The organism is Pseudonocardia sp. NPDC049635, assembly GCF_040659795.1.
Taxonomy (GTDB): domain Bacteria; phylum Actinomycetota; class Actinomycetes; order Mycobacteriales; family Pseudonocardiaceae; genus Pseudonocardia.
This window is the reverse complement of sequence record NZ_JBFAON010000020.1, coordinates 77,250-102,037: the sequence shown is the minus strand read 5'-3', so window position 1 is coordinate 102,037 and position 24,788 is coordinate 77,250. Positions and strand designations below refer to the sequence as shown.

Annotated in this window: 19 protein-coding genes and 1 pseudogene; 11 read left to right on the top strand and 9 right to left on the bottom strand. The window is 73.9% G+C overall.

What is annotated here, in order from left to right; translation table 11 throughout:
* The 5 genes and pseudogenes from AB0J24_RS21795 to AB0J24_RS21775 form a co-directional block, all read right to left on the bottom strand.
* Positions 1 to 124 (bottom strand): annotated as a pseudogene (locus AB0J24_RS21795) (MFS transporter); the annotation flags it as partial.
* A 63-nt stretch (positions 125 to 187) separates the two neighbouring features.
* A complete protein-coding gene (locus AB0J24_RS21790) occupies positions 188 to 994 on the bottom strand; it encodes an ABC transporter ATP-binding protein (protein WP_358684111.1) in 807 nt (268 codons plus the stop codon).
* Complete coding sequence (locus AB0J24_RS21785) at positions 991 to 2,130, bottom strand: iron ABC transporter permease (protein ID WP_358684109.1); 1,140 nt, start codon at positions 2,128 to 2,130, stop codon at positions 991 to 993. Before AB0J24_RS21785 ends, AB0J24_RS21790 begins: the two co-directional genes overlap by 4 nt.
* On the bottom strand, positions 2,127 to 3,305 hold the full coding sequence (locus AB0J24_RS21780) for an ABC transporter substrate-binding protein (RefSeq protein ID WP_358684107.1): 1,179 nt from the start codon (positions 3,303 to 3,305) through the stop codon (positions 2,127 to 2,129). Before AB0J24_RS21780 ends, AB0J24_RS21785 begins: the two co-directional genes overlap by 4 nt.
* A gap of 23 nt (positions 3,306 to 3,328) precedes the next feature.
* On the bottom strand, positions 3,329 to 4,528 hold the full coding sequence (locus AB0J24_RS21775) for a cysteine desulfurase-like protein (protein WP_358684105.1): 1,200 nt from the start codon (positions 4,526 to 4,528) through the stop codon (positions 3,329 to 3,331).
* An 80-nt stretch (positions 4,529 to 4,608) separates the two neighbouring features.
* Between AB0J24_RS21775 and AB0J24_RS21770 the strand changes: the two genes are divergently transcribed.
* Positions 4,609 to 5,877: an Ig-like domain-containing protein gene (locus AB0J24_RS21770; RefSeq protein WP_358684103.1), complete on the top strand. Its 1,269-nt coding sequence runs from the start codon at positions 4,609 to 4,611 to the stop codon at positions 5,875 to 5,877.
* Between the two features lie 16 nt (positions 5,878 to 5,893).
* On the opposite strand, the gene AB0J24_RS21765 is transcribed toward AB0J24_RS21770, so the two are convergent.
* Positions 5,894 to 7,507, bottom strand: coding sequence for an AMP-binding protein (locus AB0J24_RS21765; protein ID WP_358684101.1), 1,614 nt, complete (start codon positions 7,505 to 7,507; stop codon positions 5,894 to 5,896).
* Positions 7,508 to 7,625: 118 nt separating this feature from the next.
* The gene (locus AB0J24_RS21760) at positions 7,626 to 8,393 is read right to left on the bottom strand and encodes an enoyl-CoA hydratase-related protein (protein ID WP_358684099.1); all 768 of its coding nucleotides are present in this window, start codon (positions 8,391 to 8,393) and stop codon (positions 7,626 to 7,628) included.
* 120 nt (positions 8,394 to 8,513) lie between these two features.
* On the opposite strand from AB0J24_RS21760, the gene AB0J24_RS21755 reads away from it, so the two are divergent.
* From AB0J24_RS21755 to AB0J24_RS21745, 3 genes are all read left to right on the top strand, one after another.
* Complete coding sequence (locus tag AB0J24_RS21755; protein ID WP_358684097.1) at positions 8,514 to 9,638, top strand: MBL fold metallo-hydrolase; 1,125 nt, start codon at positions 8,514 to 8,516, stop codon at positions 9,636 to 9,638.
* Positions 9,639 to 9,888: 250 nt separating this feature from the next.
* Positions 9,889 to 10,230 carry an Lsr2 family protein gene (locus tag AB0J24_RS21750; protein ID WP_358684095.1) on the top strand — a complete coding sequence of 114 codons (342 nt, stop codon included), beginning with the start codon at positions 9,889 to 9,891 and terminating at the stop codon, positions 10,228 to 10,230.
* 125 nt (positions 10,231 to 10,355) lie between these two features.
* A complete protein-coding gene (locus AB0J24_RS21745) occupies positions 10,356 to 11,891 on the top strand; it encodes an acyl-CoA synthetase (protein ID WP_358684093.1) in 1,536 nt (511 codons plus the stop codon).
* Here the strand turns inward: AB0J24_RS21745 and AB0J24_RS21740 are convergent.
* A complete protein-coding gene (locus AB0J24_RS21740) occupies positions 11,882 to 13,117 on the bottom strand; it encodes an MFS transporter (RefSeq protein WP_358684091.1) in 1,236 nt (411 codons plus the stop codon). The two genes, AB0J24_RS21745 and AB0J24_RS21740, sit on opposite strands and share 10 nt — an antisense overlap.
* Before the next feature lie 202 nt (positions 13,118 to 13,319).
* Between AB0J24_RS21740 and AB0J24_RS21735 the strand changes: the two genes are divergently transcribed.
* The 7 genes from AB0J24_RS21735 to AB0J24_RS21705 all read left to right on the top strand — a co-directional run bounded on the left by AB0J24_RS21735 (position 13,320) and on the right by AB0J24_RS21705 (position 24,140).
* Positions 13,320 to 14,747, top strand: coding sequence for a pyridoxal-dependent decarboxylase (locus AB0J24_RS21735; RefSeq protein ID WP_358684089.1), 1,428 nt, complete (start codon positions 13,320 to 13,322; stop codon positions 14,745 to 14,747).
* A 46-nt stretch (positions 14,748 to 14,793) separates the two neighbouring features.
* On the top strand, positions 14,794 to 16,521 hold the full coding sequence (locus tag AB0J24_RS21730) for an ABC transporter ATP-binding protein (RefSeq protein WP_358684087.1): 1,728 nt from the start codon (positions 14,794 to 14,796) through the stop codon (positions 16,519 to 16,521).
* Complete coding sequence (locus tag AB0J24_RS21725) at positions 16,518 to 18,296, top strand: ABC transporter ATP-binding protein (RefSeq protein ID WP_358684085.1); 1,779 nt, start codon at positions 16,518 to 16,520, stop codon at positions 18,294 to 18,296. Before AB0J24_RS21730 ends, AB0J24_RS21725 begins: the two co-directional genes overlap by 4 nt.
* 32 nt (positions 18,297 to 18,328) lie before the next feature.
* Entirely contained in the window at positions 18,329 to 19,315 is a 987-nt protein-coding gene (locus tag AB0J24_RS21720) for an ABC transporter substrate-binding protein (RefSeq protein WP_358684083.1), read from the top strand.
* 58 nt (positions 19,316 to 19,373) lie between these two features.
* A complete protein-coding gene (locus AB0J24_RS21715; RefSeq protein ID WP_358684081.1) occupies positions 19,374 to 20,237 on the top strand; it encodes an alpha/beta hydrolase in 864 nt (287 codons plus the stop codon).
* A 157-nt stretch (positions 20,238 to 20,394) separates the two neighbouring features.
* On the top strand, positions 20,395 to 22,569 hold the full coding sequence (gene betT, locus AB0J24_RS21710) for a choline BCCT transporter BetT (RefSeq protein ID WP_358684079.1): 2,175 nt from the start codon (positions 20,395 to 20,397) through the stop codon (positions 22,567 to 22,569).
* Positions 22,570 to 22,799: 230 nt separating this feature from the next.
* The gene (locus AB0J24_RS21705) at positions 22,800 to 24,140 is read left to right on the top strand and encodes a GGDEF domain-containing protein (protein WP_358684077.1); all 1,341 of its coding nucleotides are present in this window, start codon (positions 22,800 to 22,802) and stop codon (positions 24,138 to 24,140) included.
* A 13-nt stretch (positions 24,141 to 24,153) separates the two neighbouring features.
* On the opposite strand, the gene AB0J24_RS21700 is transcribed toward AB0J24_RS21705, so the two are convergent.
* A complete protein-coding gene (locus AB0J24_RS21700) occupies positions 24,154 to 24,786 on the bottom strand; it encodes a helix-turn-helix domain-containing protein (protein WP_358684075.1) in 633 nt (210 codons plus the stop codon).
* Positions 24,787 to 24,788: the final 2 nt, after the last annotated feature.

The following is a 24,788-nucleotide window of genomic DNA, read 5'->3' as shown; positions in this document are numbered from 1 at the left end:
CCAGCACCGGGAAGGCGTAGTAGAGCACGCCCCAGCTGACGATCTCGGTCGCGCACAGCACGACCAGCACCCGGCGCAGACCGCCCCGGCCCAACTGCCCGGCCGTGGCTCCCCCTGACGGCATTCGCACAGGCCTCCCCGGCACACCCCGCTGTCGGTGGTCGACCTCCGGGCATCGGCACGGTCCTCAGGCCCCGGCGCCCGCACGGAGCAGGAACGTGCCGGAACCGGGGTCGAAGACCAGCTCGTCGGTGTCGAACGCGGCCCCGATCGCGCCGCAGGCCGCCAGCTCGTCCGGGGTACCGGTGACGATCCCACCCGCGCCGTCGAGCAACCAGGCCCGGTCGGCCAGCCGCAGCGCCAGCTCCAGGTCGTGGGTGGACAGCAGCACGCAGAGGTCCTGTTCGCGGGCGAGCCTGCGCAGCAGGCCGAGCAGGGCGACCCGCGCGGCGACGTCGAGGAACGCACTCGGCTCGTCGAGCAGCAGCAGCGAGGGCTGCTGGGCGAGCGCCCGTGCCACCATCATCCGTTGCCGCTCCCCGTCGGAGAGCCGGGCCAGCGGGCGCCCGGCCAGCGGCCCGGCCCGGACCGCGTCGATCGCGGTGTCGACGGCGGCGTCGTCCGCCGGGCCCAGGACGCCGCCGGCGCCGGTGTGCGGCAACCGCCCCAGCTCGACGACGTCCCGCCCGGTCAGCAGGCCCGGGTCCGGCCGGTCGGTGAGCACGACCCCGACCCGCCGGGCCCGGTCCGGGGCCCGCAGCGCGAGCAGGTCGGCGTCGTCGAGGGTGACCGAGCCGCCCAGTGCGGGCTGCAGCCCGGCGAGGGTGCGCAGCAGCGTGGACTTGCCCGCGCCGTTCGGCCCGAGCAGCACGGTCAGCTCGCCGCGCCCGGCCGCGGCGTCGACCCCGGACAGCACCGGTGCCGCCCGACCGCGGCGCAGTGCACCCTCGGCCCGGTAGCCGACGGTCAGCCCGGACAGCACCAGCCCGCTCACCACGCACCCCCGCCCAGGCGCCGGGAGCGGAGCAGCACCGCGATCACCACGGGCGCCCCGACCAGCGATGTCACCACGTTCAACGGGACCACCGTGCCCACCCCCGGCGGGTGCGCGACGATCGCGCAGGCCAGCCCGACCACCGCCCCGGTGAGCGCGGTCGCCGGGATGAGCACCCGGTGCCGTGACGTCCCGACGGCCATCCGGGCCAGGTGCGGCACGGCGATGCCGAGGAACCCGATCGGCCCGCAGAACGCGGTGACCGTCCCGGCCAGCACGGCGGCGACGACCAGCACACCCAGCCGGACCCGGGCGACGTCGACCCCTGCGGTGCGCGCGTAGTCGTCGCCGAGCAGCAGCCCGTCCAGCGGCTTGCCCAGCAACAGCACCGCGAGCAGCCCGCCCGCCACGATCACGCCGAGCACCGGCAGCTCGGAGCGGGCCACGCCGCTCACGCTGCCCAGCCCCCACATCAGGTACTGCTGCGCGGTGTCCGGGTCGGTCCAGACCAGCAGCAGGCTGACCACAGCGGTGATCGCCGAGCCGAGCATCACGCCGATCAGCAGCAGCGCGGTGGCCGAGCGGGCGAACCGGGACAGCAGCAGCACCAGCCCGAGCACGAGCGCGGCACCGATCGCGGCCGCGCCGACCATGCCGAGCCGCCCGCCGGGCACCGGTGCCGCGCCGAGGCCTCCGGTGGCGAACGCCGCGGCACCGGCGGCCGCTCCGAGGGTGGTGATCAGTGCGACGCCGAGCCCCGCCCCGGCGCTGACGCCGAGCACGTAGGGCTCGGCCAGCGGGTTGCGGAACAGGGTCTGGGTGAGCAGCCCGGCAGTGCCGAGCGCCGCCCCGGCCAGAGCCGCCGTCACCGCACGGGGCACCCGCAGGTCGGTGACCAGCAGGTCCAGCCGCGGGTCCGGGGATCCGACGCCGAACAGCGCCGACAGCGTCCTGGCCGGGCCGATCACGACCGACCCGGTCGACACCGTCAGCGCGAACAGCAGCAGCGCCGCGGCACCCAGCACGACCAGTGCGACCGCGGCACGGCCACCGGAGCGCTGCGCGGAGCGGTCCGGTACGGGTACCGGGGAGGGCGTGGCGCCGGTCACCGGGCGTCCCGGAGCGGCACCCGTCATCCGGCGGGCACCTGCCGGTAGTAGACGAACTCGTGCCCGGGCAGCAGATCCGGGTGCAGGATCGCGACCAGGTCGGCGAGGATCTCGTCGGGGTGCAGCACGCCCCGCTCGTAGATCTGGTTGCCACCGGTCGGGCCGAGGAACCGGTCCCGCGTCCAGACCTGCCCGTCCGGCCCGGCGGCGGCGACCGAGGTCAGCCGGGGGTCGGTGGCGGCGATGTCGGCGGTGGTCTCCCAGGGGCCGTCGGCGAGCCAGATCCGGGCGTCGCCGTCCTCGGCGAGCACCGACTCCAGGGTCTGCGGCATCCGGCCGGTGCTCCGTGCGCCCGCCCCCGACCAGGTCGCGCCGGCGTCGGAGAACAGGATCCCGGCCGTCGAGTCGCCGGCCGGGACCGGCCAGCTGCCCTGGTAGGGCTGGCCGGCGACGATCGGTGTCGGCTCGGCGCCGCGGACCCGCTCGGCGAGCTCGGTGTAGCGCTGCTCGATCCCGTCGAACACGGCGGCCGCCTCGTCGTCCCGGCCGGTCAGTGCACCCATCACCTTGATCCACTCGGCCTGGCCGAGCGGGCCGGTCTCCAGGTAGTCGGCCCAGCCCACGACGGGGATCCCGGCCGTCGCCAGCGCCGGCAGCGCCGGGTCGTCCTCGCCGCCGGTGAGCAGCACCGGCGGGTCCTCGGCGACGACCCGCTCGGCGTCGATCGCGAAGTTGCGGCCGAACTCGACGGCGCCGCCGGACTCGACGTGCGCACGCACCGCCGGGTCGCTGATCAGGTCGAGCGACCCGACACCGGTCAGCCGGTCCAGCACGTCCAGCTCGGTGATCATCGGGAGCTGGGTGGTGGAGTAGGCGAAGATCCCGTCGACCGGGGTGCGCAGCACCGGTGCGCCGGCCAGGTCCGCCGGGAGCGCCGGCGCGTCCTGCTCGCAGCCGAGCAGCACCACCGACTGCGCGGTGCCGCCCGGGTAGGGCTGGCGGACACTGAGCACCCGGTAGCCGTCACCGCCGGTGATCTCGACGTTCGTGGCGTGGGAGAACGGGACGTCGGTGGTGGGCGGGTCACCGGCGCCGGGGACACACCCGGCGGCCGCCTGCTCCGGGGCGGTCGCGGGTGCCGAGCACCCGGCGAGCAGGAACAGGGACAGCGATGCGGTGACCAGCCACCGAGATCGAATCACCTGAACAGTCTCACATACGTCGGTCAGTTCCCGACGAGCGCGGACAGCGCCTCCAGGAGCCGGTCGACGTCGCCGTCGTCGGTGTAGCAGGACAGCCCGATCCGCAGTGCTCCGCCGTCGCCCAGGCCGAGCCGGCGCGAACACTCCAGGGCGTAGAACGACGAGGCGGGCGCCGCGATCCGCCGCTCGGCGAGGTAGCGGTACACCTCCCCCGGTTCGCGGCCCTCGACCGTCACCAGCAGGGTCGGTGTCCGGGTGGAGGCGCGGGAGCGCACCGTCACCCCCGGCAGCGTCGCCAGGTGCGCCTCGATCCGCTCGCGCAGCGGCCGCTCGTGCGCGGACACCGCCGTCATCGACGTCACCAGCCGGACCCGGCGGTCCCCGGTCGCAGCCGTGTCGAGCCCGGCGAGGAACTCGACCGCCGCGGTCGTACCGGCCAGCAGCTCGTAGGGCAGGGTGCCCAGCTCGAAGCGCTCCGGTACGGCGTCGGTGGCGGGCAGCAGCTTCGCCGGGTGCAGCGTCTCCAGCAGCGCCGGATCGGCGGCGAGCACCCCGCAGTGCGGGCCCAGGAACTTGTACGGGGAGCAGGCGTAGAAGTCCGCGCCCATGGCGCGTACGTCCACCGGCTCGTGCGCGGTCAGGTGCACGCCGTCGACCATCAGCAGCGCCCCGGCGGCGTGCACGGCGGCGGCGATCGCCGGGACGTCCGGCCGGGTGCCGACCAGGTTCGACGCCCCGGTGACGGCGACCAGCCGGGTCCGCTCCGAGAGCAGCGGCCCGATGTCGTCGAGCTCGGCGGTGTCCGGGTCGAGGTCCAGCCACCGGACGGTGGCGCCGGCCGCCTCGGCCGCGATCACCCAGGGCCGGATGTTCGCGTCGTGGTCGAGCCGGGTGACGACGATCTCGTCGCCCGGTCCCCAGCCCGCAGCCAGGGTCCGGGCCAGGTCGAAGGTCAGTGCGGTCATGCTCCGCCCGAACACCACGCCGCGCGGGTCGGCGCCGAGCAGGTCCGCCATCGCGGCCCTGGCCCCGTGCACGATCGCGTCCGCGGCCCGTTCGCCGCCGGTGATCGTCCCGCGGTTCGCGAGCGGGGAGGTGAGCGCACCGGCGACCGCACCGGCCACGGCGTCGGGCACCTGGGATCCGCCGGGACCGTCGAAGTGCGCGATCCCGGCCCGCAGCGCCGGGAACCGGCTGCGGATGGCGGCGACGTCGTAGCTCATGGCCCCAGCCTCGCATCCGGTGACCGAACGGTGACGTGTCGGTGACCTCGCACGGGTGACGCCCGGGGGATCATCAGCGCATGTCGAGGTCCAGGTCCTGGGAGCAGTCACGTGGCCGGCACACGCCGCGCCGGCGACGTTCGCTGCACCGGCGCAGCCTCGTGTTCCTCATCGCGGGCCTGGTCGTGCTGGTCGCCTCGGTCGCGGGCGCCACGGTGGCGGTCGCCGGCGGGGGGCTCGGCGGGGTGGTCGCCCGCAACCTCGCCGGGCCGGTCGCCGGGCCGCCGGCGCCGCAGCTGCCCGCGTTCGTGACGACCGTCCCCCGCCCCGGGCCCCCGGTCACGCCGCGCGGCCAGGTACGGGCAGCGGTGAGCACCGGGCACCTGGAGGGCGTCGCGCTGACCGGTGACGAGGGCCCGGTCGCCGGTGTCCTGTCCCCGGACGGCCGCAGCTGGACCGCCACCGCCTCGCTGGAGTTCGGGAGCACGTACCGCTGGTCGGGCACCTGGGTGCGGGGCGACGGCACCCGCCGCCCGCTGGCCGAGGACGCGTTCAGCACCGTCGACCCGGACAACGAGATCGAGGCGCGGCTCAACATCCGCGACGGCGCGCAGGTCGGCATCGCCGCCCCGGTCGCGCTGAGCTTCCCGGCGGACCTGTCGGACGAGGCGAAGGCCGCTGTCACGGCGACCCTGTCGGTGGAGACGTCCACGCCGGTCGAGGGCGCCTGGCGGTGGATGCCCGACGACGCCGACGGCTCCCGCGTGCACTACCGGCCCAAGGAGTACTGGCCGTCGGGCACCCAGGTCCGGGTGCGGGCCGCGCTGCGCGGGCTCGACCTGGGCGACGCCGGTTGGGCCACCGCCGACGTCGACCGCACCTTCACCATCGGCACCAGCCGGATCGTGAAGGCCGACACCCGCAGCCACCAGATCGCCGTCGTCGAGGACGGTCGGGAGATCGCCCGCTACGACGCGTCCTACGGGCTGGAGTCCGACCCGAACCGGGTCACCCGCTCCGGCGTGCACGTGGTGATGGCCAAGTCGGAGAAGGTCCTGATGACCAACGAGGCGTACGGCTACGTCGACCAGCCGCAGTACTGGGCGGTCCGGATCTCCAACAACGGCGAGTTCATCCACGCCAACCCGTCGTCGGCCTACGCCCAGGGCAACCGCAACGTCAGCCACGGCTGCATCAACCTGTCGACCGCCGACGCGAAGGAGTTCTTCGCGATGGCGACCTTCGGTGACCCGGTCGAGGTCACCGGCAGCTCCGAGCCGCTCACCCCGCGGGACGGCCTCTACTACGACTGGACCATCCCGTGGGAGGAGTGGCGGTCCGGCTCCTGAGCCCGGCCCGGGTCGCTCAGGAGCCGATCCGGTGCTCGTGGCCGGCCCACGCCGCGTCCCGCAGCACGAACTTCTGGATCTTGCCGGTGGAGGTCTTCGGCAGCTCGGTGAACGTCACCCGCTTCGGCGCCTTGAACCGGGCCAGCCGGGCGCGGACGTGCTCGACGATCTCCTGTTCGGTCGCGGAGGCGCCGTCCTGCAGGGTCACGTAGGCGGCGGGCACCTCGCCCCAGCGCCCGTCCGGGATCGCGATCACCGCGACCTCCAGCACCGCGGGATGGTCGGCGATGGCCTGCTCCACCTCGACGCTGGCGATGTTCTCGCCGCCCGAGATGATCACGTCCTTGGAACGGTCGCGGAGTTCCACGTAGCCGTCGGGGTGCATCACGCCGATGTCACCGGTCCGGAACCAGCCGTCCGGCGCGGCGTCGCGGGTGGCCTGCTCGTCGTAGAGGTAACCGAGCATGACGTTGTTGCCGCGCAACGCGATCTGCCCGGTGGTGGTGCCGTCGGCAGGGGCGTCGGCCCCGTCGTCGGTGATCACCCGCACGGCCTGGGAGATCAGGTTCCCGACGCCCTGGCGGGCCTTGAGCCTGGCCTGCCGGTCCCCGTCGAGGTCGTTCCACTCGGGGCGCCAGTCGCAGATCATCGCCGGGCCGAACGTCTCGGTCAGGCCGTAGAGGTGGGTGACGTCGAAGCCGAGCTCGGCCATCCGGCGCAGGATCGCCGGGCTGGGCGGTGCCCCGCCCGTCGCCACCCGGACCGGTGTCCGCACCGGTGCCGCCTCGGGCGCGTAGGCGATCATCGACAGCACCGTCGGAGCACCGTTGAGATGGGTGACGCCCTGCTCGTGGATCAGCTCCCAGATCCGGGCGGGCTCCACCTTCGGCAGGCAGACGTGGGTCGCGGCGGCGGCGGTGACCGCCCAGGGGAAGCACCAGCCGTTGCAGTGGAACATGGGCAGTGTCCAGAGGTGCACCGACGACGGTGTCAGCCCGGTGTGCCCGACCATCGCCAGCGCCTGCAGGTAGGCACCCCGGTGGTGGTACATCACGCCCTTGGGGTGGCCGGTCGTCCCGGACGTGTAGTTGATCGACAGCAGGGAGCGCTCGTCGTCCGGGGTGACGGCGGTGGGCTCGCCCCAGCTGATCAGCCGCTCGTAGTCCTCGCCGACCCGCACGACCTGCGGCGGCTCGTCGAGCCCGGCCAGCGCCTCGGTGACGAGCTCGTCGAACTCGGGATCGTGCACCAGCACCGAGGCCCGCGAGTGGCGCAGGATGTAACCGACCTCGCCCGCCGAGAGCCGGGTGTTGACCGCGACCAGCGGGGCGCCCGACCACGGCACGCCGTAGGTGGCCTCCAGCGCGACGTGCGTGTTCGGCGCCAGCACCGCCACCGGGCGGCCGCCGTGGATCGCGGCGAGGCCACCGGCCAGCTTGCGGCACCGCCGGTGCAGCTCGGTGTAGGTGAGCCGCAGGTCCCCGTCGACGACGGCGACCCGGTCGCCGTGCGCGGCCGCGGCCCGGTCCAGGAACGAGGTCGGGGTGAGCGGTTCGAACGACAACCCGGTGAGGTCGGCGGGGACACCGGCCGGATGGGGGCCGGCAGGACGGGCGGCACTGTCGTTCATGCCAGCACCTTCCCCGCCGCCCGACCGGTGCGCAATCGGCCGGTCGTCGCGTCCCCCTGTCGCGAGCGGCCCCCCGGTTCACGGGCGTCGCAGGAGCGGTCCCGGCCGGCGGTCCCGGTCAGCGGCCGGTCCACCGCGGAGGTCGCTTCTCCAGGAACGCGGCGATCCCCTCGTCCCGGTCCTCGGACCGCTCGATCGCGGCCGACGCGACGTCGGTCGCCGCCCAGCCGCGCTCGTCCGGCTCGGACACGACCCGTTCCAGCGCCCGCAGCGTCACCGACACGGCCAGCGGGGAGTTCTCGCACACCTGCCGGGCCAGCTCCAGCGCGGCGGTCTCCGCCGCCCCGGCCGCCACGAGCTCGTTGACCAGGCCGAGCGCGTACGCGCGCTGCGCATCGATCGGGCGTCCGGTGACCAGCAGCTGCTTGGCGACGTTCAGCGGGAGCGGCCGCGGCGTCCGGAACAGCGCCCCGCAGTTGGCGACCAGCCCGCGGGCGACCTCGGGCAGTGCGAACCGGGCACCGGTGCCGGCGACGACCATGTCGCAGGCCAGCACGATCTCGAACCCGCCGCCGTAGGCGACGCCCTCGACGGCGGCGATCAACGGCCGCCGCCGGTCCCGGCGGACGACGCCGTAGTTCCCGCCGCGCGGTGTCGGCCCGCCCGATCCCGCGGCCAGGTCGGTCCCGGCGCAGAACGCCGCGGCGTCCCCGGCGAGGACCCCGCACCACAGGTCCGGGTCGTCGTCGAGCTCGTTGAGCGCCTCGTCGAGCGCGGCCGTCATCGCCGCGTCCACCGCGTTGCGCTTGTCCGCCCGCATCATCCGGATCAGCAGCACGTGCCCGTGCCGCTCCGTCGCCACCCGCGGTTCCGTCACGTCCGTCACGCCCCGCAGCGTAGGCGCGACCCGGGCCCGCACGTCGGGCCCGAACGGCCGCACCGGGGACGATCCTGCCGGGGCGGTGGTGCCGGGTGGCGGTACCGGGGTGATCGTAGTGTGGTGATCGTGTCCCGCCTCTCCCGCGCCGCCACCCTCGCCGCACTGACCGCACCGCTGCTGGGCCTGGCCGGACTCGGCCTGCACGTGCGCCGCAACATGGGCGCGTCGCGCGCACAGCTGCGCCGGGTCACCGGTCGCTCGCCGAACGCGATCAACGGGATCTTCGCCAACACCGAACCCGGCCTGCCGCGTGCCAAGGCGTCGTTCTGGATGCTGCTCAACATGCTGCGCAGCCGGACCACCGAGGGCGTCCCGGCCGGCCCGGTCCCGCTGGCCCCGCTGGAGCGGACCCCCGAACCTGCCGCGCTGGCGGTGACCTGGCTGGGACACGCCTGCGTACTGCTCGAGGTCGACGGTTCGCGGGTGCTCGTCGACCCGGTCTGGTCCGAGTACGCCACCCCGGTCCCCCGCCTCGGCCCGCGCCGGCTGCATCCCCCGGTCGCCCCGCTGTCCGCACTCGGCGAGATCGACCTGGTGCTGCTCACCCACGACCACTACGACCACCTGGACCGGCCGACGGTGCTCCGGCTGGCCCGCGACACCCAGGCGGTCTTCGTCGGTCCCCTCGGTGTCGGAGCCCATCTGCGGGCCTGGGGCATCCCCGGCCACCGGGTCGTCGAACGCGACTGGGACGACGTCGTGCAGGTGCGCGGGCTGACCCTGACCTGCCTGGAGACCCGGCACTTCTCCGGGCGCGGGATCCGCCGCAACACCACGCTGTGGGCGGCCTGGAAGGTCGCCGGTGCCCGGCACTCGGTCTACCTCGGCGGCGACACCGGCCCGAGCCGGGTGCACGCCCGTACCGGGGCGGAGCACGGCCCGTTCGATCTGACGGTACTGCCGATCGGTGCCTACGCCGATCTCTGGCCGGACGTGCACACCGACCCGGAGCAGGCCGTCGCCGCGCATCGTGATCTGCGCGGGCAGGTGCTGCTGCCGATCCACTGGGCGACCTTCAACCTCGGCTTCCACCCGTGGGACGAGCCGGCCGCCCGGGTCCGCCGGGCCGCCGCCGCGCAGGGGGTCCTGCTGGCGCTGCCGCGACCGGGCCGGCGGATCGACCTGTCCGAAGGTCCCGCCACGTACGCCACCGCCCTCCCGACCGAGCCGTGGTGGCCGACGCCACGCTGATCGTCCCCGCCGGGCCGTGCGGCCTTTCCGCCGATTCCGCCTCACCCGGACGCCGTATCCCCGGTTCGCCCGGTAACAACTCCGGCGCTTATCCGCGAGGGGTTCGACACGGCACATCAGCATCCCTTACTGTTCTGCTCAGAAAATGCTTCACCGCGGTTCCGAGGGCCCCGAGCGGGATACCGACTCGCACCGGCGGTGACGATTCATCCGCTCGGAGCTCCGAGATTCCCCCGGAAGGAATGACGACGTGGCGCAGCAGACGACGATCACGCTGATCGACGACATCGACGGCTCCGAGGCCGACGAGCAGGTGGAGTTCGCCGTCGACGGCCGCGCCTACGAGATCGACCTGTCCGCTGCGAATGCCCAGCGACTCCGCGAATCCCTCGCCCCCTTCATCGCCGCCGCCCGCCGGTCGAGCGGTCGGCGGGGGTCGGCGCAGGCGACGTCGTCGTCGAACGGTTCCAGCGCCTCCGAACGGGCCGCGAACCGGGCCGTACGCGAATGGGCGATCGCCCAGGGGATGAAGATCTCGGAGCGTGGGCGCATCCCGACATCGGTTCTGCAGGCGTATCAGAACGCGCACTGACCGCTCCCGCCGGGGCGGGGCGGGGGGCGTCGGGAATCGGTGCGTGCCGCCCCGCGGCGGCCGGATGGCAGGATCAGCGCCGGAGAGTCCGTGCGACATCGCACGACCGACGACGAGAGGCCCTGATGTTCCCTGGCACGCACGCCGCAACCACTCCCGACAAGCCGGCCGTGATCATGGGTGGATCGGGCGAGACGCTCACGTTCGGTGAGCTGGAGGAGGGGTCGGCCCGCCTCGCGAACCACTTCCGTGCGGCGGGCCTGCGGGAGGGCGACGTCGTCGCGCTGATCTCGGACAACACCCCGCGCCTGTTCGAGGTCTACTGGGCCGCGCAGCGCTCCGGGCTCTACGTGACGGTGGTGAACCACCACCTGTCCGCGCCCGAGGCCGCCTACATCGTGCGGGACTGCGGCGCAAAGGCGCTCATCGCCTCGGCCGGGGTGGCCGGGCTGGCCGCCGCGGTCGAGGACCACGTCGAGGTCCCGCTGCGGCTCGCGTTCGGTGGCGAGATCCCGGGCGCGACCGGTTACGCCGACTACGACTCCGCGCTGCAGGGAGTGTCGGCCCAGCCGCCGGCCGAGCAGCCGCGCGGTGCCGACATGCTGTACTCCTCCGGCACGACCGGGCGCCCGAAGGGCGTCAAACCGGCGCTGCCGGGGCGCCGGGTCGACGAGCCGGGCGACACCTACCAGGCGCTGTTCGGACCGATGTACGGGTTCGACACCGACACGGTCTACCTGTCGCCCGCGCCGCTCTACCACGCGGCGCCGTTGCGGTTCTCGGCCACCGTGCAGGCGCTGGGCGGGACCGTCGTGGTGATGGAGCGCTTCGATCCCGAGCAGGCACTGGCCCTCGTCGAGCGGTACTCGGTGACCCACTCGCAGTGGGTGCCGACGATGTTCGTGCGAATGCTGAAGCTGCCCGAGCAGGTCCGGTCCGCGTACGACCTCTCGTCGCTGAAGGTGGCCATCCACGCCGCCGCGCCCTGTCCGGTCGAGGTCAAGCAGGCCATGATCGACTGGTGGGGGCCGGTGCTGCACGAGTACTACGCCGCCACCGAGGCGATCGGCATCACCTTCATCGACTCGGCGCAGTGGCTCGAGCGCCCCGGTTCGGTCGGCCGGGCCGGGCTGGGCACGATCCGGATCTGCGACGACGAGGGCAACGAACTCGGGCCCGGCGAGGTCGGCACCGTCTACTTCGAGCGGGAGACCCGGCCGTTCGAGTACCACGGCGACCCGGGCCGGACGCTCGCCGCGCAGCATCCCGAGCACGACAACTGGACGACGACCGGTGACCTGGGCTTCGTCGACGAGGACGGCTACCTGTTCCTCACCGACCGCAAGGCGTTCACGATCATCTCGGGCGGGGTCAACATCTACCCGCAGGAGGTCGAGGACGCACTCGCCCTGCACCCGAAGGTGCTCGACGTCGCGGTGATCGGGGTGCCCGACGAGGAGATGGGCGAGCAGGTCAAGGCCGTCGTCCAGGCGTCCGACGGGGTCGAGACCGGCCCGGAGCTGGAACGCGAGCTGATCGACTTCGTGCGCGGGCGGATCGCCCACTACAAGGCGCCCGCCTCGGTGGACTTCACCGACTTCCTGCCGCGCACGCCCACAGGCAAGCTGGTCAAGCGGGAACTGCGCGACCGCTACGTCTGAGCCCTCGGCGGTCGGTGCCGCGCGTAGCGGGCACGGGCCAGTGCCGCCGCGACGCCCAGCGGCACGGACACGACCAGCGCGGCCAGGAACAGCGCGCCGAACCGGTCGGTGTCGGCGAGCGGCGCGCCCAGCGCGGTCCCGGCCGAGCTGCCCAGGAACAGCATGGTGGCGAACAGGGCGACCGCCGTCGCGCGTGCCTGCGGGACGACGTCGGTCGCCCACGTCTGCAGGGTGGAGTGCAGGAAGGCCCAGCAGCCGCCGAGCATCAACCCGGCGAGGGCCACCGTCACCGGGTGCACCACGACGATCGGACCGACCCACGCCGCCGCGAGGAACGCGCCGCCGATCCCGGCCAGCGCGGCGGCGGGAACCCGGCCGACCAGCCGCCGCACCACCCGGGAGAACAGCAGCGCCCCCACGCCGTAGCCGCCGGCCGCGATCCCGGCGAGCGCGGCCGTGCTGCCACCCGCCTGCAGCGCAGGCGCCAGGTAGGTGAGCACGCCGAGGACGACGGCGCCCTCGACGAACGCGAGCACCAGTACCACCCACGCCCAACCGGTGCCGAGCACCGTGCCCACCGGCCGCAGGGTCGACCATCCGCGGGCCGGCCCGTCGGCGTCCGCGCCGCGGGCGGGCGCGGGCTCGGCCGGGACCGGTTCGGGCAACGCGCGCAACGCGACCAGCAGGACGGCGGCCGCCGCCGCGGTCGTCCCGAACACCACACGCCACCCGGCCAGGTCGGCGAGCAGCCCGGCACCCGCGGTGGCCAGCGCCGTCCCCACCGCGGTCGCGGCGAGCAGGTCGGACAGCGGACGCTGCCGGACCGAGGCCGGCCACGAGTCACCGACGTAGACCAGGGTGGCCGGGATGAGCGCCGAGGTGCACGCCCCGGTCAGCACCCGGGCCACGATCAACACGGGCAGCGTCGGGGCCAGCACCGACGCCAGCCCACCGAGCACCGCACCGATCAGCGCGATCCGCATCACCCGGACCCGCCCGATCCGGTCGGAGAGCACCCCCCACACCACCTGCATGAGGCCGTAGGCGAGGAAGTAGCCGCCCGCGGCACCGGCCGCGGCGGCGAGCGGCACGCCGAACGACACGGCGACCGGCACCAGCAGCGGCGCGATCGCGAACCGGTCGCAGGTGCTGATCAGGGCGGCGAGCTGCAACAGCCGCAGCCGCCGGGGGCCGTCCGCGACCGGATCGGCGGAGGGGGTGGTCACCGGTGCACTCTCCCCCGGAGGCGCGCCACGCAGCGAGCCGGGCCGGACAGGGCCCACAGGTACTGCGGAACCGCTCACCTGGTGAGCGGTTCCGTTCGACTCCCCCTCCCCCTTCCGGGTTGTCCCGGCCCCGTCTGGTGCCCCCTCTCCGTGTGTTCGCTCACCAGGTGAGCGAACACGGCACCGGAGTAGCGTCGCGGCCGTGCCCGATCTGACCCCGGACGAGTTCCGCGCCCTCGGCCACCTGTTCGTCGATGCGGTGGCCGACGCCCGGGCCGGGATCGAGCGGCACCCGGTCCGCGACGTCGTCCCGCCCGGGACGGTCCGGGCCAGGTTCCCGCGGGAGGCCGCCGAGTCCCCGGAACCGCTGGCCGGGTTCCCCTCGCTGGTCGAGTCGGTCACCGGTGACGCCGACACCCGCTGGCAGCACCCCGGGTTCCACGCCTACTTCCCCGCCAACGCCTCGTTGACCTCGCTGCTCGGCGAGCTGCTCAGCGGCGCGGCGGGCGTCCAGGGCATGCTCTGGTCCACCTCCCCCGTCTGCACCGAGGTGGAGCAGGCGATCACCGACCAGCTCGGCAGGGCGTTCGGGCTGCCGGAGACCTTCACCCACGACGGCGGGGGCGGCGGATCGATCCAGGACTCGGCGTCGTCGGCCGCGCTGGTCGCGCTCACCGCCGCCCTGCACCGCGCCGCGCCCGACCCGGAGACCGGCTGGCGGGCCCGCGGGGTGACCGGCCGGGAACGCGTCTACGTCTCCCCCGAGACGCACTCCTCGCTGGCGAAGGCGGTCCGGGTCACCTGGCTCGGCGCGGCCGGGCTGCGCACCGTGCCCTGCACACCCGGCACGGCCTCGATGGACCCGGCCGCTCTCGACGAGGCGATCCGGGCCGACCTCGACGGCGGGCTGGTGCCGGTACTGGTGTGCGCGACCGTCGGGACCACCTCGACGGGTGCCACCGATCCGGTCGCCGACATCGTCCGGATCGCGGGCGACCACGGCGTGTGGGTGCACGTGGACGCCGCCTGGGCCGGCGTCGCGGCCCTGTGCCCCGAGCACCGCTGGGTGCTCGACGGCGTGGCCGGTGCCGACTCCTTCTGCACCGACGCGCACAAGTGGCTGCTCACCGCGTTCGACGCCTCGCTGCTCTGGGTGCGCGACGCGCGGGCGCTGCCGGCCGCGCTGTCGATCACCCCGGCCTACCTGCGGGACCCCGCGTCGGAGTCCGGGACGGTCGTCGACTTCCGGGACTGGCAGATCCCGCTGGGGCGCCGGTTCCGCGCCCTGAAGCTGTGGGCGGTGCTGCACGGTCAGGGGCTGTCCGGGCTGCGGGAGCACCTTCGCGGGCATGTCGCACTGGCCGACGAGCTCGCCCGCCGGGTCCGCGGGCACGACGGCCTGGAGCTGGCCTGCGATCCGGTGCTGTCGCTGGCCTGCCTGCGCGTCACCGGTGACCGGGACGGGTCCGCGACCGCGGCGCTGCTCGGGCGGGTCAACGCCGACGGCCGGGTGTTCCTCTCCGGCACCGAGGTCGACGGGCGGCAGGTGATCCGGGTGGCCTTCGGGGCCGTCGGCACGACCGGGGCCCACCTCGACGTGCTCTGGGAGATCCTCACCGCACGCTCATGACCGCCCGGTAACCAGGTACTTGCAAAGGTAAGGTTACCCTCCCCGGGTGATCGGGTCGGTGCAGCCATCTCCGCTCGGGGAGGTCTCCGGGCGCGACGTCCTGCGCGGTTCGCTCCGGGCCCACCGGGGCCGGATCAGCGCAGCCGGTGCGCTGTTCTGCACCCACCAGGCCGGTGAGGCGCTGGTCCCGCTGCTGGTGGGGGCGATCATCGACCGGGCCGTGGCGACCGGCGACCCGGTGGCGCTGGCCGGCTGGCTCACCGTGCTGGCCCTGGACTTCCTGCTGCTCTCGTTCTCCTACCGGTTCGGCGCCCGGCAGGCGTGGCACGCCGACGCCTGGGCGGACGCCCGGTTGCGCAGGCTGGTCGCGGGCCGGCTGCTCCATCCCCGTGGTGGTGGTGAGTCCGGCCGGCTCCCCGGCGAGCTGACCGGCATCGCCGTCTCGGACACCAAACGGGTGGCCGAGCTGAACACCGCGCTCCCGCTCGGGCTCGCCGCGATCGCCGCGGTCGTCGTCGCCGCCGCCGCACTGCTCACGATCGACCTCTCCCTCGGACTGCTGATCCTGCTCGGCACGCCGCCCCTGCTGTGGCTGGTGCAGCTGGTCGTCCGGCCGCTGGAACGACGGTCCGGACCTGAGCAGGAGCGGGCCGCCCGGGCCGCGGGCACCGCCGCCGATCTGGTGTCCGGGCTGCGGGTGCTCACCGGGCTCGGTGCCCGGCCGGCCGCCGTCCGGCGCTACCGCGCCTCCAGCCGGGACGCGCTCGCCGCGACCCTGCGGGCGACCCGCGCCGAGGCGGGTTTCCTCGGCGTGGTCCAGCTGGCAAACGGCCTGTTCCTGGCCGTGATCGCCCTGGTCGGCGGGCTCGCCGCACTGAACGGTTCGATCACCGTCGGCCAGCTCGTCTCGGCCGTCGGGCTGGCCCAGTTCCTGGTCGGCCCGATGCAGATGGTCGGCTTCGTCAGTGCCCGGCTGGCCCAGGCGCGTGCGTCCGCCGCCCGGATCGCCGCCGTGCTGTTCGCCCCCGCCGCCGTCGGCGAGCCCGCCGCCCCGCTGCCCGAGGCCGACCCGCGCTCGGGCCCGGGGGTGCTGTCGCTGCGCGGGGTCCGCCTCGACGGCCGGACCGAGGGCATCGACCTGGACGTCGTTCCGGGTGCCCTGACTGCGGTGGTCGCCGCCGACCCGGAGGAGGCCGCGGCACTGCTCGGTTGCCTGGCCCGCGAGACCGAGCCCGCGGCCGGCCGGATCACCCTCGACGGTGTCCCGCTCGACGCCTGGCCCGCCGAGGTCGCCCGGGGAGCGGTGCTGGTCGCCGCGCACGACGCCCACCTGTTCGCCGGGTCGCTGCACGACAACGTCGTCGCCGGTGCGCCGGAGGGCACCGACCCCCGGCCGGCGATGGCGGCGGCCGCCGCCGATCAGGTCGCCGCCACCCTGCCCGCCGGCGCCGACACCGACGTCGCGGCCCGGGGCCGCTCGCTGTCCGGCGGGCAGCGGCAGCGGATCGCGCTCGCCCGCGCACTCGCCGCCGACGCGCCGGTGCTGGTCCTGCACGACCCGACGACGGCGGTGGACGCCGTCACCGAGGCCCGGATCGCCGACGGCCTCGCCGAGCACCGCGCCGGCCGCAGCACGCTGCTGATCACCACCAGCCCGGCGTTGCTGGCCAGGGCGGGGACCGTCCACTTCGTCGTCGACGGGCGGGTACGGGCGCGCGGCACGCACGCCGAACTGATGGCCGACACCGGCTACCGCGCAGTGGTGACGGCGTGAGCCAGGTACTGCTGCCGATCGCGTCCGGCCGGCGGATCCGCGCGGTCCTCACCGAGCTGGGCAGGCCGCACCGCGGCACCGCGATCCTCGCGCTGGGTGTGCTGGTGGCCGGCGCCGCGGCGAGCCTGCTCGCCGCACCGCTGCTGGGCGAGATCGTCGACCGGGTCGCCGGTGTCCGGGGCGCCGGCGGTGTCGCGACGATCCTGCCGCCGGTGCTCGGGCTGGCCGCGATCGCCGTCGTGCAGGGTGTCCTGGCGGCGCTCGGGGTGGCACTGGCCGCCCGGTTCTGCGAGACGCTGCTCGCCGGGCTGCGCGACCGGTTCGTCGACCGGGCCCTGCACCTGCCGCAGGCGCGGGTGGAGGCAGCCGGAGCCGGCGACCTGACCTCCCGGGTGACCGACGACGTGCAGGTGGTCGGCGAAGCCGTCCGGGAGGCCGTCCCGGAGCTGGCCCGGGCGATCCTGCTCGTCGCGCTCACGCTGGTCGCGCTCACCGTCCTGGACTGGCGGTTCCTGCTGGCGGCACTGTTCGCGGTGCCCGTCCAGGTGTGGACCGCACGGTCGTTCCTGGGCCGCTCGACGCCGGTCTACACCGCGCAGCGGATCGCCGGCGGCGCCCAGCAGCAGCTGCTGCTCGACACCGCGGCCGGGCTGCCCACGGTGCGCGCGTTCCGGCTGCACGAGCGGCACGCGGCCGGCATCGCCGAACGGGCCGCCGAGGTGGCCCGGTTGGTGATCACCGTCGTCCGGATGCACACCAGGCTGTTCGCCCGCCTCAACCTGGCCGAGTACATCGGGCTCTCCGCGGTGCTCGTCACCGGGTTCTGGCTGGTCTCGGCCGGGGCTACGACGATCGGGACGGCCAGCGCCGCCGCCCTCTACTTCGTCAACCTCTTCACCCCGATCAACATCGTGCTGTACCAGCTGGACGCGGCGCAGACCGCGCTGGCCGGGCTGCGCCGGATCGTCGGCGTCGCCGATCTCGATCGCCCCGCCGATCCCCCGCTCCCCGCCGTCCCGGCCGGCGCCGGGCTGCGGGTGCGCGGGCTGACCCACCACTACGTCGACGGCCACCCTGTGCTCCGCGACGTCGATCTCGACATCGCACCCGGGGAGCGGGTGGCGCTGGTCGGTGCCAGCGGCGCGGGCAAGTCGACGCTGGCCGGGATCGTCGCCGGGGTGCACGCCCCCACCACGGGCACCGTCGAGATCGGCGGTGCCCGGCTCGCCGACATCGAGCCGGACCGGCGGCGGGACGCGGTCGTGCTGGTCACCCAGGAGTCACACGTCTTCGCCGGGACCCTCGCCGAGGACCTGCGCCTCGTCCGGCCCGACGCCCGGGAGACCGAGCTGTTCGACGCGCTCGACCGGGTCGGCGCCGGCGGCTGGGCGCGTGCGCTGCCCGAGGGCCTGGACACCGTCGTCGGCGACGGTGGTCACCGGCTCCCGGTGGTCGCCGCACAGCAGCTGGCGCTGGCCCGTGTCGTGCTCGCCGATCCCCGCCTGCTGGTGCTCGACGAGGCCACCGCCGAGGCCGGCAGCGCGGGCGCACGCGTGCTCGAGGACTCCGCCGAGACAGCGCTGGCCGGCCGGACCGGCCTGGTCGTCGCCCACCGGCTCAGCCAGGCCGCCGCAGCCGACCGGGTCGTCGTGCTCGACGACGGCCGGGTCGTCGAGGAGGGGCCGCACGACGAGCTGATCGCCGCCGGTGGCCGCTACGCCCGGCTCTGGGAGGCCTGGTCGGGTGCCCACGCCCGGAGCGACCCTCACACGTGATCCGCACCAGGCGGGTCCTCGGAAAGGATGTCATGCACCGATCACTGCTCCGCGCGACCGCCGCCTGCGCGGTCCTGCTGCTCGCCCTCGCGGGCTGCTCGTCGGGCCCCGAGGAGGAGCAACCCGCAGCCGGTGACGCCCCGGCGTCCGGGGCGTTCCCGGTGACGCTGGAGCACGCCTTCGGTTCCACGACCGTCCCCGAACAGCCCCGGCGGGTGGTCACCGTCGGCTTCAACGACGCCGACTTCGCGCTCGCCGTCGGCGTGCAGCCGGTCGGGGTCCGCGAGAACATCGGCGACTACGACTACGAACAGCGCCCGTGGGCCCAGGAGGCGCTGTCCCGCGGGCCTGCACCACAGCTACTGACCGGCACCGACATCCCGGTCGAGCAGGTCGCCGCGCTGCAGCCCGACCTGATCCTCGGCGTCTACTCGTTCATGGACAAGGCCACCTACGACGCCCTGTCCCGGATCGCACCGACCATCGCCCAGTCCACCGAGGACGGCACGGACCCGGCGCCCTGGGACGAGCAGACCCGGATCACCGGTCAGGCCACCGGCCGGACGGCGGAGGCCGAGCGGGTCGTCGCCGACACCCGGGCAAAGTTCGACGAAGCCGCCCGAGCCCATCCCGAGTTCGCCGGCAAGACCCTCAAGCTGGGCTTCTACATCGAGGGCACCCCGTACGACATGGGCACCGACGACCTGCGCGCGCAGCTCTTCGAGGGCCTGGGCTTCGAGGTCCGGCCCGACTCGCAGACCCTCTCGCTCGAGGAGCAGGGCCTGCTCGACGCCGACGTGCTCGCCGTGCTGGGCCGCCCGCGGGCCGAGGCCGAGACCGATCCGGTGTTCCGGGCGATCCCCGCGGTCGAACAGGGCCGGGTGATCTATCTCGGCCCGTTCGACACCGAGTTCACCGCGGCACTGGGGTACTCGAGCCCGTTGTCGCTGCCGTACGCGATCGACGACGTCGCGCCGAAGCTGGCCGAGGCGGTCGCGGGCAACGCGCCCGGCAGCTGACCCGGCACGGCCGCCGGTACCGTCTGGGACGGACCGATCAGGGCGGGGGCGAGGACGGATGTCCATCTACGACAGCGAGGCCGCCAGGCACGAGGTGCGCGACTGGTGCACCGCCCGCCTGGCCGCCGACGAGACCGTCCGGGACCGGGCCGAGGTGGCCACCACGCTCGGCCTGACCCATGTCACGCTGGCCGGCCGGGCCGGGCCGTGGGCGCTCGTCCTGCCGGCCGCCGCGGAGAGCGCCGCGGTCCTCGGTGGACTGACCGCCGCGCTGGCCGGGCAGCACCGGGTCGCGGTCGTCGACCTGCCCGGTGAACCCGGGCTGAGTCACGACGAGCCGCCGCACGACGACCTGGTCGGCCGCTACGACGACTGGCTCTCCGAGATCGTGTCGGCGGTGGCCGGTGACGAGCCCGTCGTGCTCGTCGCCGACGGGCTCGGCGCCACCGTCGCCCTCTGCTCCACCAGCGACCGGGTCGCCGGGCTCGTCGCGGTCTCCCCGGTGGGGGTCAACGAGTACCCGGGCGATCTCGGGTACGCGCTGCGGGAGCTGCGGGTCGGGCTCTCCCCCACCGAGGCGAACGCGAACCGGTTGCTGCGCCCGTTCTACGGCGACGGGTTGCCGCCCGACCACGATCTGCTCGTCGAGTGGACGATGCTGCTCGGCCGCACGGTGTGGCCGAGCGATCCGCCTGCGCTGCTGCCGAACGCGGTACTGAGCCGCTGGCGCGACATCCCGCACCGGGTTCTCGTCGGCGAGCACGACGCGATGCACCGCCACGACCGGATCGCCCGCCCGGTGGAGGCGCTGATGGGTTCCGAGGTGCGGGTCGTGCCCGGGGTCGGGGAGACCGCGGTGCACGAGGACCCCGGTGCCGTGGCCGGCGCTGTCGGGGAGCTCACGGCGGCGACCCGCGCCTGACGGCGCCCCCGGCGGAACGCGCCGAGTGAGCGAGCGGACGTCCATGTGTCCGGGCATCGCTTAACGATGCGTCCCATTCGTTATCCAGAATGGATGGCAGACGCCTTTCCACCTGAATAGGGTCGGTCCGTTTGTGCATCCGAGGAGGTTCGACCCGATGAGCGATCACCCGTCCGTCGAGGCGGAGCCAGGATCCGCCGGCGCAGGCCCCGACGAGCCGAGCGTCCGGCTCAACAAGCCGGTGTTCTACGGTTCCGCGATCGGCGTAGTCGTCGTCGCACTGTGGGCGATCCTGTTGCCGGACAACGCTGACGCTGTCATCGGCACATTGGTCGGGGTGATCGCGAGCAGCTTCGGCTGGTTCTACATCCTGGTCGCCTCACTGGTGCTCGTGTTCGTGCTGTTCCTCGCGCTGTCGCCCTACGGTTCGATCAGGCTCGGCCCGGACCATTCGAGGCCGGACTATTCGAACCTCTCCTGGGCGGCGATGCTGTTCGCCGCCGGGATCGGCACCGACCTGATGTTCTTCTCGGTCGCCGAGCCGGTCACCCAGTTCATGGCACCGCCGGTCGGCGAGCCGGAGACCGTCGAGGCGGCCCGTGAGGCGACCGTGTGGACGCTGTTCCACTACGGCCTCACCGGCTGGGGCATGTACGCGCTGATGGGCATCGCCCTGGCCTACTTCGCCTACCGGCGCGAGCTGCCGCTCTCCATCCGCTCCGCGCTCTACCCGCTGATCGGCAAGCGTGTCTTCGGCCGGGTCGGGCACGCGGTGGACCTGGCCGCCGTGCTCGGCACCATCTTCGGGATCGCCACGTCGCTGGGCATCGCGGTGGTGCTGCTCAACGTCGGGTTGAACGTGATGTTCGGGGTCCCGCAGGGGCTCGGTGCGCAGATCGCGCTCGTCGCGGTGGCCGTGGTCATCGCCACGATCTCCGCCGTGTCCGGCGTCGACCGGGGCATCAAGCGGCTCTCCGAGCTGAACGTGGCCGCCGCGCTGTTGCTCGCCCTGTTCATCCTGGTCACCGGCAACACCTCGTTCCTGCTCAACGCGCTGGTCACGAACCTGGGCGACTACCTGTCCAGCTTCCCGGCGCTGACCATGGAGACGTTCGCGTTCGAACAGGCGAACCCGGACGTCGCCGAGTGGCTGAACCTGTGGACGCTGTTCTTCTGGGCCTGGTGGATCGCCTGGGCGTCGTTCGTGGGGCTCTTCCTGGCCCGCATCTCGCGCGGCCGGACGATCCGCCAGTTCGTCGTCGGCACACTGGTGATCCCGTTCTTCTACATCCTGTTCTGGATCTCCATCTTCGGCAACGCCGCACTGGAGAGCGTCCGGGGCGGCAACACCGAGCTCGCCGACGCGGCGGTGAACGCGCCCGAGTCCGGCTTCTACATGCTGCTCGAGCAGTACCCGTGGTTCCCGTTCCTGGCCGGGCTCGCGACACTGACCGGGCTGCTCTTCTACGTGACCTCCGCCGACTCCGGCGCCCTGGTCATGGCGAACCTGACCTCGTACCGCAAGACCCCCCGCGACGACGGCACGCCCGCCAACCGGATCTTCTGGGCCGCCGCGACCGGCCTGCTGACCCTGGGAATGCTGTTCGTCGGCGGGATCACCACCCTGCAGAACGCGACGGTGATCATGGGCCTGCCGTTCGCGTTCGTCATGCTCCTGGTGATGTTCGGCCTGTTCAAGGCACTGCGCCTGGAGCGGTACCGCTCCCAGAGCAAGCAGTCCAGCCTGCCCGCACTGCTGTCCGGACGCAGCAGGCCCGGCACACCGGCCGGTGACGGTGACGCGGGCCGAGACTGGCGGGGCCGGCTGCGCCGCACGATGGGGCACGCCGACAGCCGGGGCGCCGACAGCTTCCTCTCCGGGACCGCCACCTCGGTGCTCGAGGACGTCGCCGCGGAGCTGCGCGGCCAGGGCGTGCCGACCACGGTCCGGCGCTGCTCGGCGGCCGACGGCCCGGAGATCGAGCCCGGCGAGCAGCGGCCGGAGGGAATGCAACCGCTCGAGCTCGTCGCCGAGGTCCACGAGAGCCTGCCGTTCGTCTACCGGCTCGTGCCGCGGGTGACCGGCCTGCCCCGCTACGCCCTCGACGACACCGCCACCGACGGGGGCGGCCGGGGCCGCCCCGCCGAGCCCGGTTCCGCGGCCGAACCCGAGTCCTGGACCGACCACCACCGGGTCGAGGTGCACCTGCACGGTGGCGGGCAGGGCTACAACGTCATGGGCTACAACTACGGCCAGCTCGTCGACGACCTGCTCGACCAGTACGAGCAGCACCTCGAGCTGCTCCGGCTCGAACGGGAGTCCGCGCCGTAGCCGGCACCGTCACCCCGGGGCGCCCCGACCGGGCACCGCTACCCACCCGTCCGAGTGGTCCCGGACCGGGGCGTCACGACTTGACCACGTCCTGAGGCGCCCGTCGCCCCGATCGTGCCGTTCACCGTGCGGACCGACCACCGGAACGATCTTCCCGGGGCGGCCCGGTACCCGGCGGTAGCCTCTGTCCCGATCGGCCACGGACGGACGGACGGGCGGTGAGCGGGAACGTGAGTTCTCACCAGGCGGCACCGCGGCACGCGGTGCGGCGCCGCTTCGGGTTCCGTTCGTGTCAGCTCCCGACCGGCGCGCTGGTGTTCGTCCTCGCCGTCGACACCCTGGCCCTCGGGCTGCTCACCGCCTCCGTGCTGCACACCTCCGTGCCGTCGGGTGAGCAGCTGCTGCTCGCCGCGCTGCTGACCCTGGCGCCGGTCGGGCACACCGAGCTCTCGCTCAACGCCGAACGGACCCGGCGCCGGGTCGCCCGCAGCCATCACGTCAACATGACATCGGTCTGGACGTTCTCCGGCGCCCTGCTCCTGCCGCCGGCACTCGCCGCCGCGGTCGTCGTCGCCGTCTACACACACCTCTACCTGCGGGTCGCCCGCGCGGCGGGAACACCGGCGCACCGGCACGTGTTCAGCGCCGCGACCGTCGTGCTGGCGGTGTTCGCGGTCGACGCGGTTCGGCTCGCCGCGCAGGTGTTGCCACCGCCCGGTGCCGGTCACGGTGACGCGACCGTCGTGCTCGGCTCGTTGCTCGCCTACTGCGCGGTCAACACGCTGCTCGTGACCGGAGCGGTCCGGCTGGCCCGGCCGGGCACCAGGTTCCTGTCCGTCCTGCTCGGCGCGGAGTTCCTGCTGGAGCTCGCGACGCTCTCGCTCGGCGGGCTGGTCGCGGTGATCATCGACAACACCTCGCCGTGGCTGGTGCTGCTGGCCGTCCTCCCGTTGCTGGTGCTGGAGCAGACGACAGTGGTCCGCCAGCTCGAGAACCAGGTGGACACCGACACCAAGACCGGTCTGCTCAACCCGGCCGCCTGGCGCTGGCGCACCCAGCGGATGATCGAGCACTGCGTGCGCAACGGGCGCGAGACCGCGGTCCTGCTGCTCGATCTCGACCACTTCAAGACCGTCAACGACCGGCACGGTCATCTCGCCGGGGACGACGTGCTGCAGGCGGTCGCCGCCGTGCTCACCGACGAGGTCCGCGAGAAGGATCTGGCCGGCCGCTTCGGCGGTGAGGAGTTCGTCGTCGCGCTCGGCGGTCTGCGACCCGACGACGTCGCGTCCGGCCGGGCCCGGGAGGTCGCCGAGCGGATCCGGCGCAGCGTCCGGGCCCTGGAGGTCGACACCGCCACCGCAGGCCGGGTCGGCGGGCTGTCGGTGTCGGTCGGTGTCGCCACCTCCCGCGAGCACGGCGCCGAGCTCGACGCGCTGCTCGCCGCCGCGGACGACGCCCTCTACGACGCCAAGCGCGGGGGCCGCGACCAGGTGCGCGTCCATCACCCCGAACCGGCCGGGCCCGGCAACCGGCCGTTCGGCCTGCACTTCGGCACCAGCGGGATCTGAACGCGGGAACGCCTCACGGCGCCAGCAGCAGCCGGGCCAGGTCCTTCCACTGGTCGAGCATCGCGTCCTCGCGCGGATCGCGCCGGTCGAAGGTGTAGGTCATCGACGTCCCGCGCATCGAGGTGAGCAGCAGGTCGCGCAGCTGCTTGAACCGCGGCCGGGACGCCAGCTCGTCGCCGAACATCCTGGCCATCGACGCCCGGATGGCGGCGCCGAGCCGCTTCTCCTCGGGCCGCAGCACGTCGGCGATCTCGGAGTTCACCCGCGCCGCCGTCCACAGCTCGATCGACGCCCAGAAGTGTGGCTCGGAGAAACTCTCCCAGAGCAGCTCGATCACCAGGTCGGCCCGCTCGAACACGTCGGCCGGCGGGTTCTGCTCGACCACCCGGCGGACCCGCTCCTCGGTGTCGGCGACCCGCTTCACCGCGAGGTGCTGCGCCGCGGCGACCAGCAGCCGGTCCCGGGACGGGAAGTGGTGCAGGAGCCGGCCCCGGGACACCGCGGCCTCGGACTGGATGACCAACGTCGTCGAGCCCGAGTAGCCGCCCTCGATCAGGCACGCCACCGCGGCGTCCAGGATCCGGGCGCGGCTGTCCTGCGACCGCTGCGCCCGGGTCCTGGTCGTGGTGCTCCGTTCGGAGGTCATGG

Excerpts from the sequence above, each read along its gene's own strand:
- AB0J24_RS21785 (WP_358684109.1), bottom strand. The coding sequence starts at position 2,130 with ATGACGGGTGCCGCTCCGGGACGCCCGGTGACCGGCGCCACGCCCTCC.
- AB0J24_RS21775 (WP_358684105.1), bottom strand. The coding sequence starts at position 4,528 with ATGAGCTACGACGTCGCCGCCATCCGCAGCCGGTTCCCGGCGCTGCGG.
- AB0J24_RS21770 (WP_358684103.1), top strand. The coding sequence starts at position 4,609 with ATGTCGAGGTCCAGGTCCTGGGAGCAGTCACGTGGCCGGCACACGCCG.
- AB0J24_RS21765 (WP_358684101.1), bottom strand. The coding sequence starts at position 7,507 with ATGAACGACAGTGCCGCCCGTCCTGCCGGCCCCCATCCGGCCGGTGTC.
- AB0J24_RS21745 (WP_358684093.1), top strand. The coding sequence starts at position 10,356 with ATGTTCCCTGGCACGCACGCCGCAACCACTCCCGACAAGCCGGCCGTG.
- AB0J24_RS21720 (WP_358684083.1), top strand. The coding sequence starts at position 18,329 with ATGCACCGATCACTGCTCCGCGCGACCGCCGCCTGCGCGGTCCTGCTG.
- AB0J24_RS21715 (WP_358684081.1), top strand. The coding sequence starts at position 19,374 with ATGTCCATCTACGACAGCGAGGCCGCCAGGCACGAGGTGCGCGACTGG.
- betT (WP_358684079.1), top strand. The coding sequence starts at position 20,395 with ATGAGCGATCACCCGTCCGTCGAGGCGGAGCCAGGATCCGCCGGCGCA.
- AB0J24_RS21700 (WP_358684075.1), bottom strand. The coding sequence starts at position 24,786 with ATGACCTCCGAACGGAGCACCACGACCAGGACCCGGGCGCAGCGGTCG.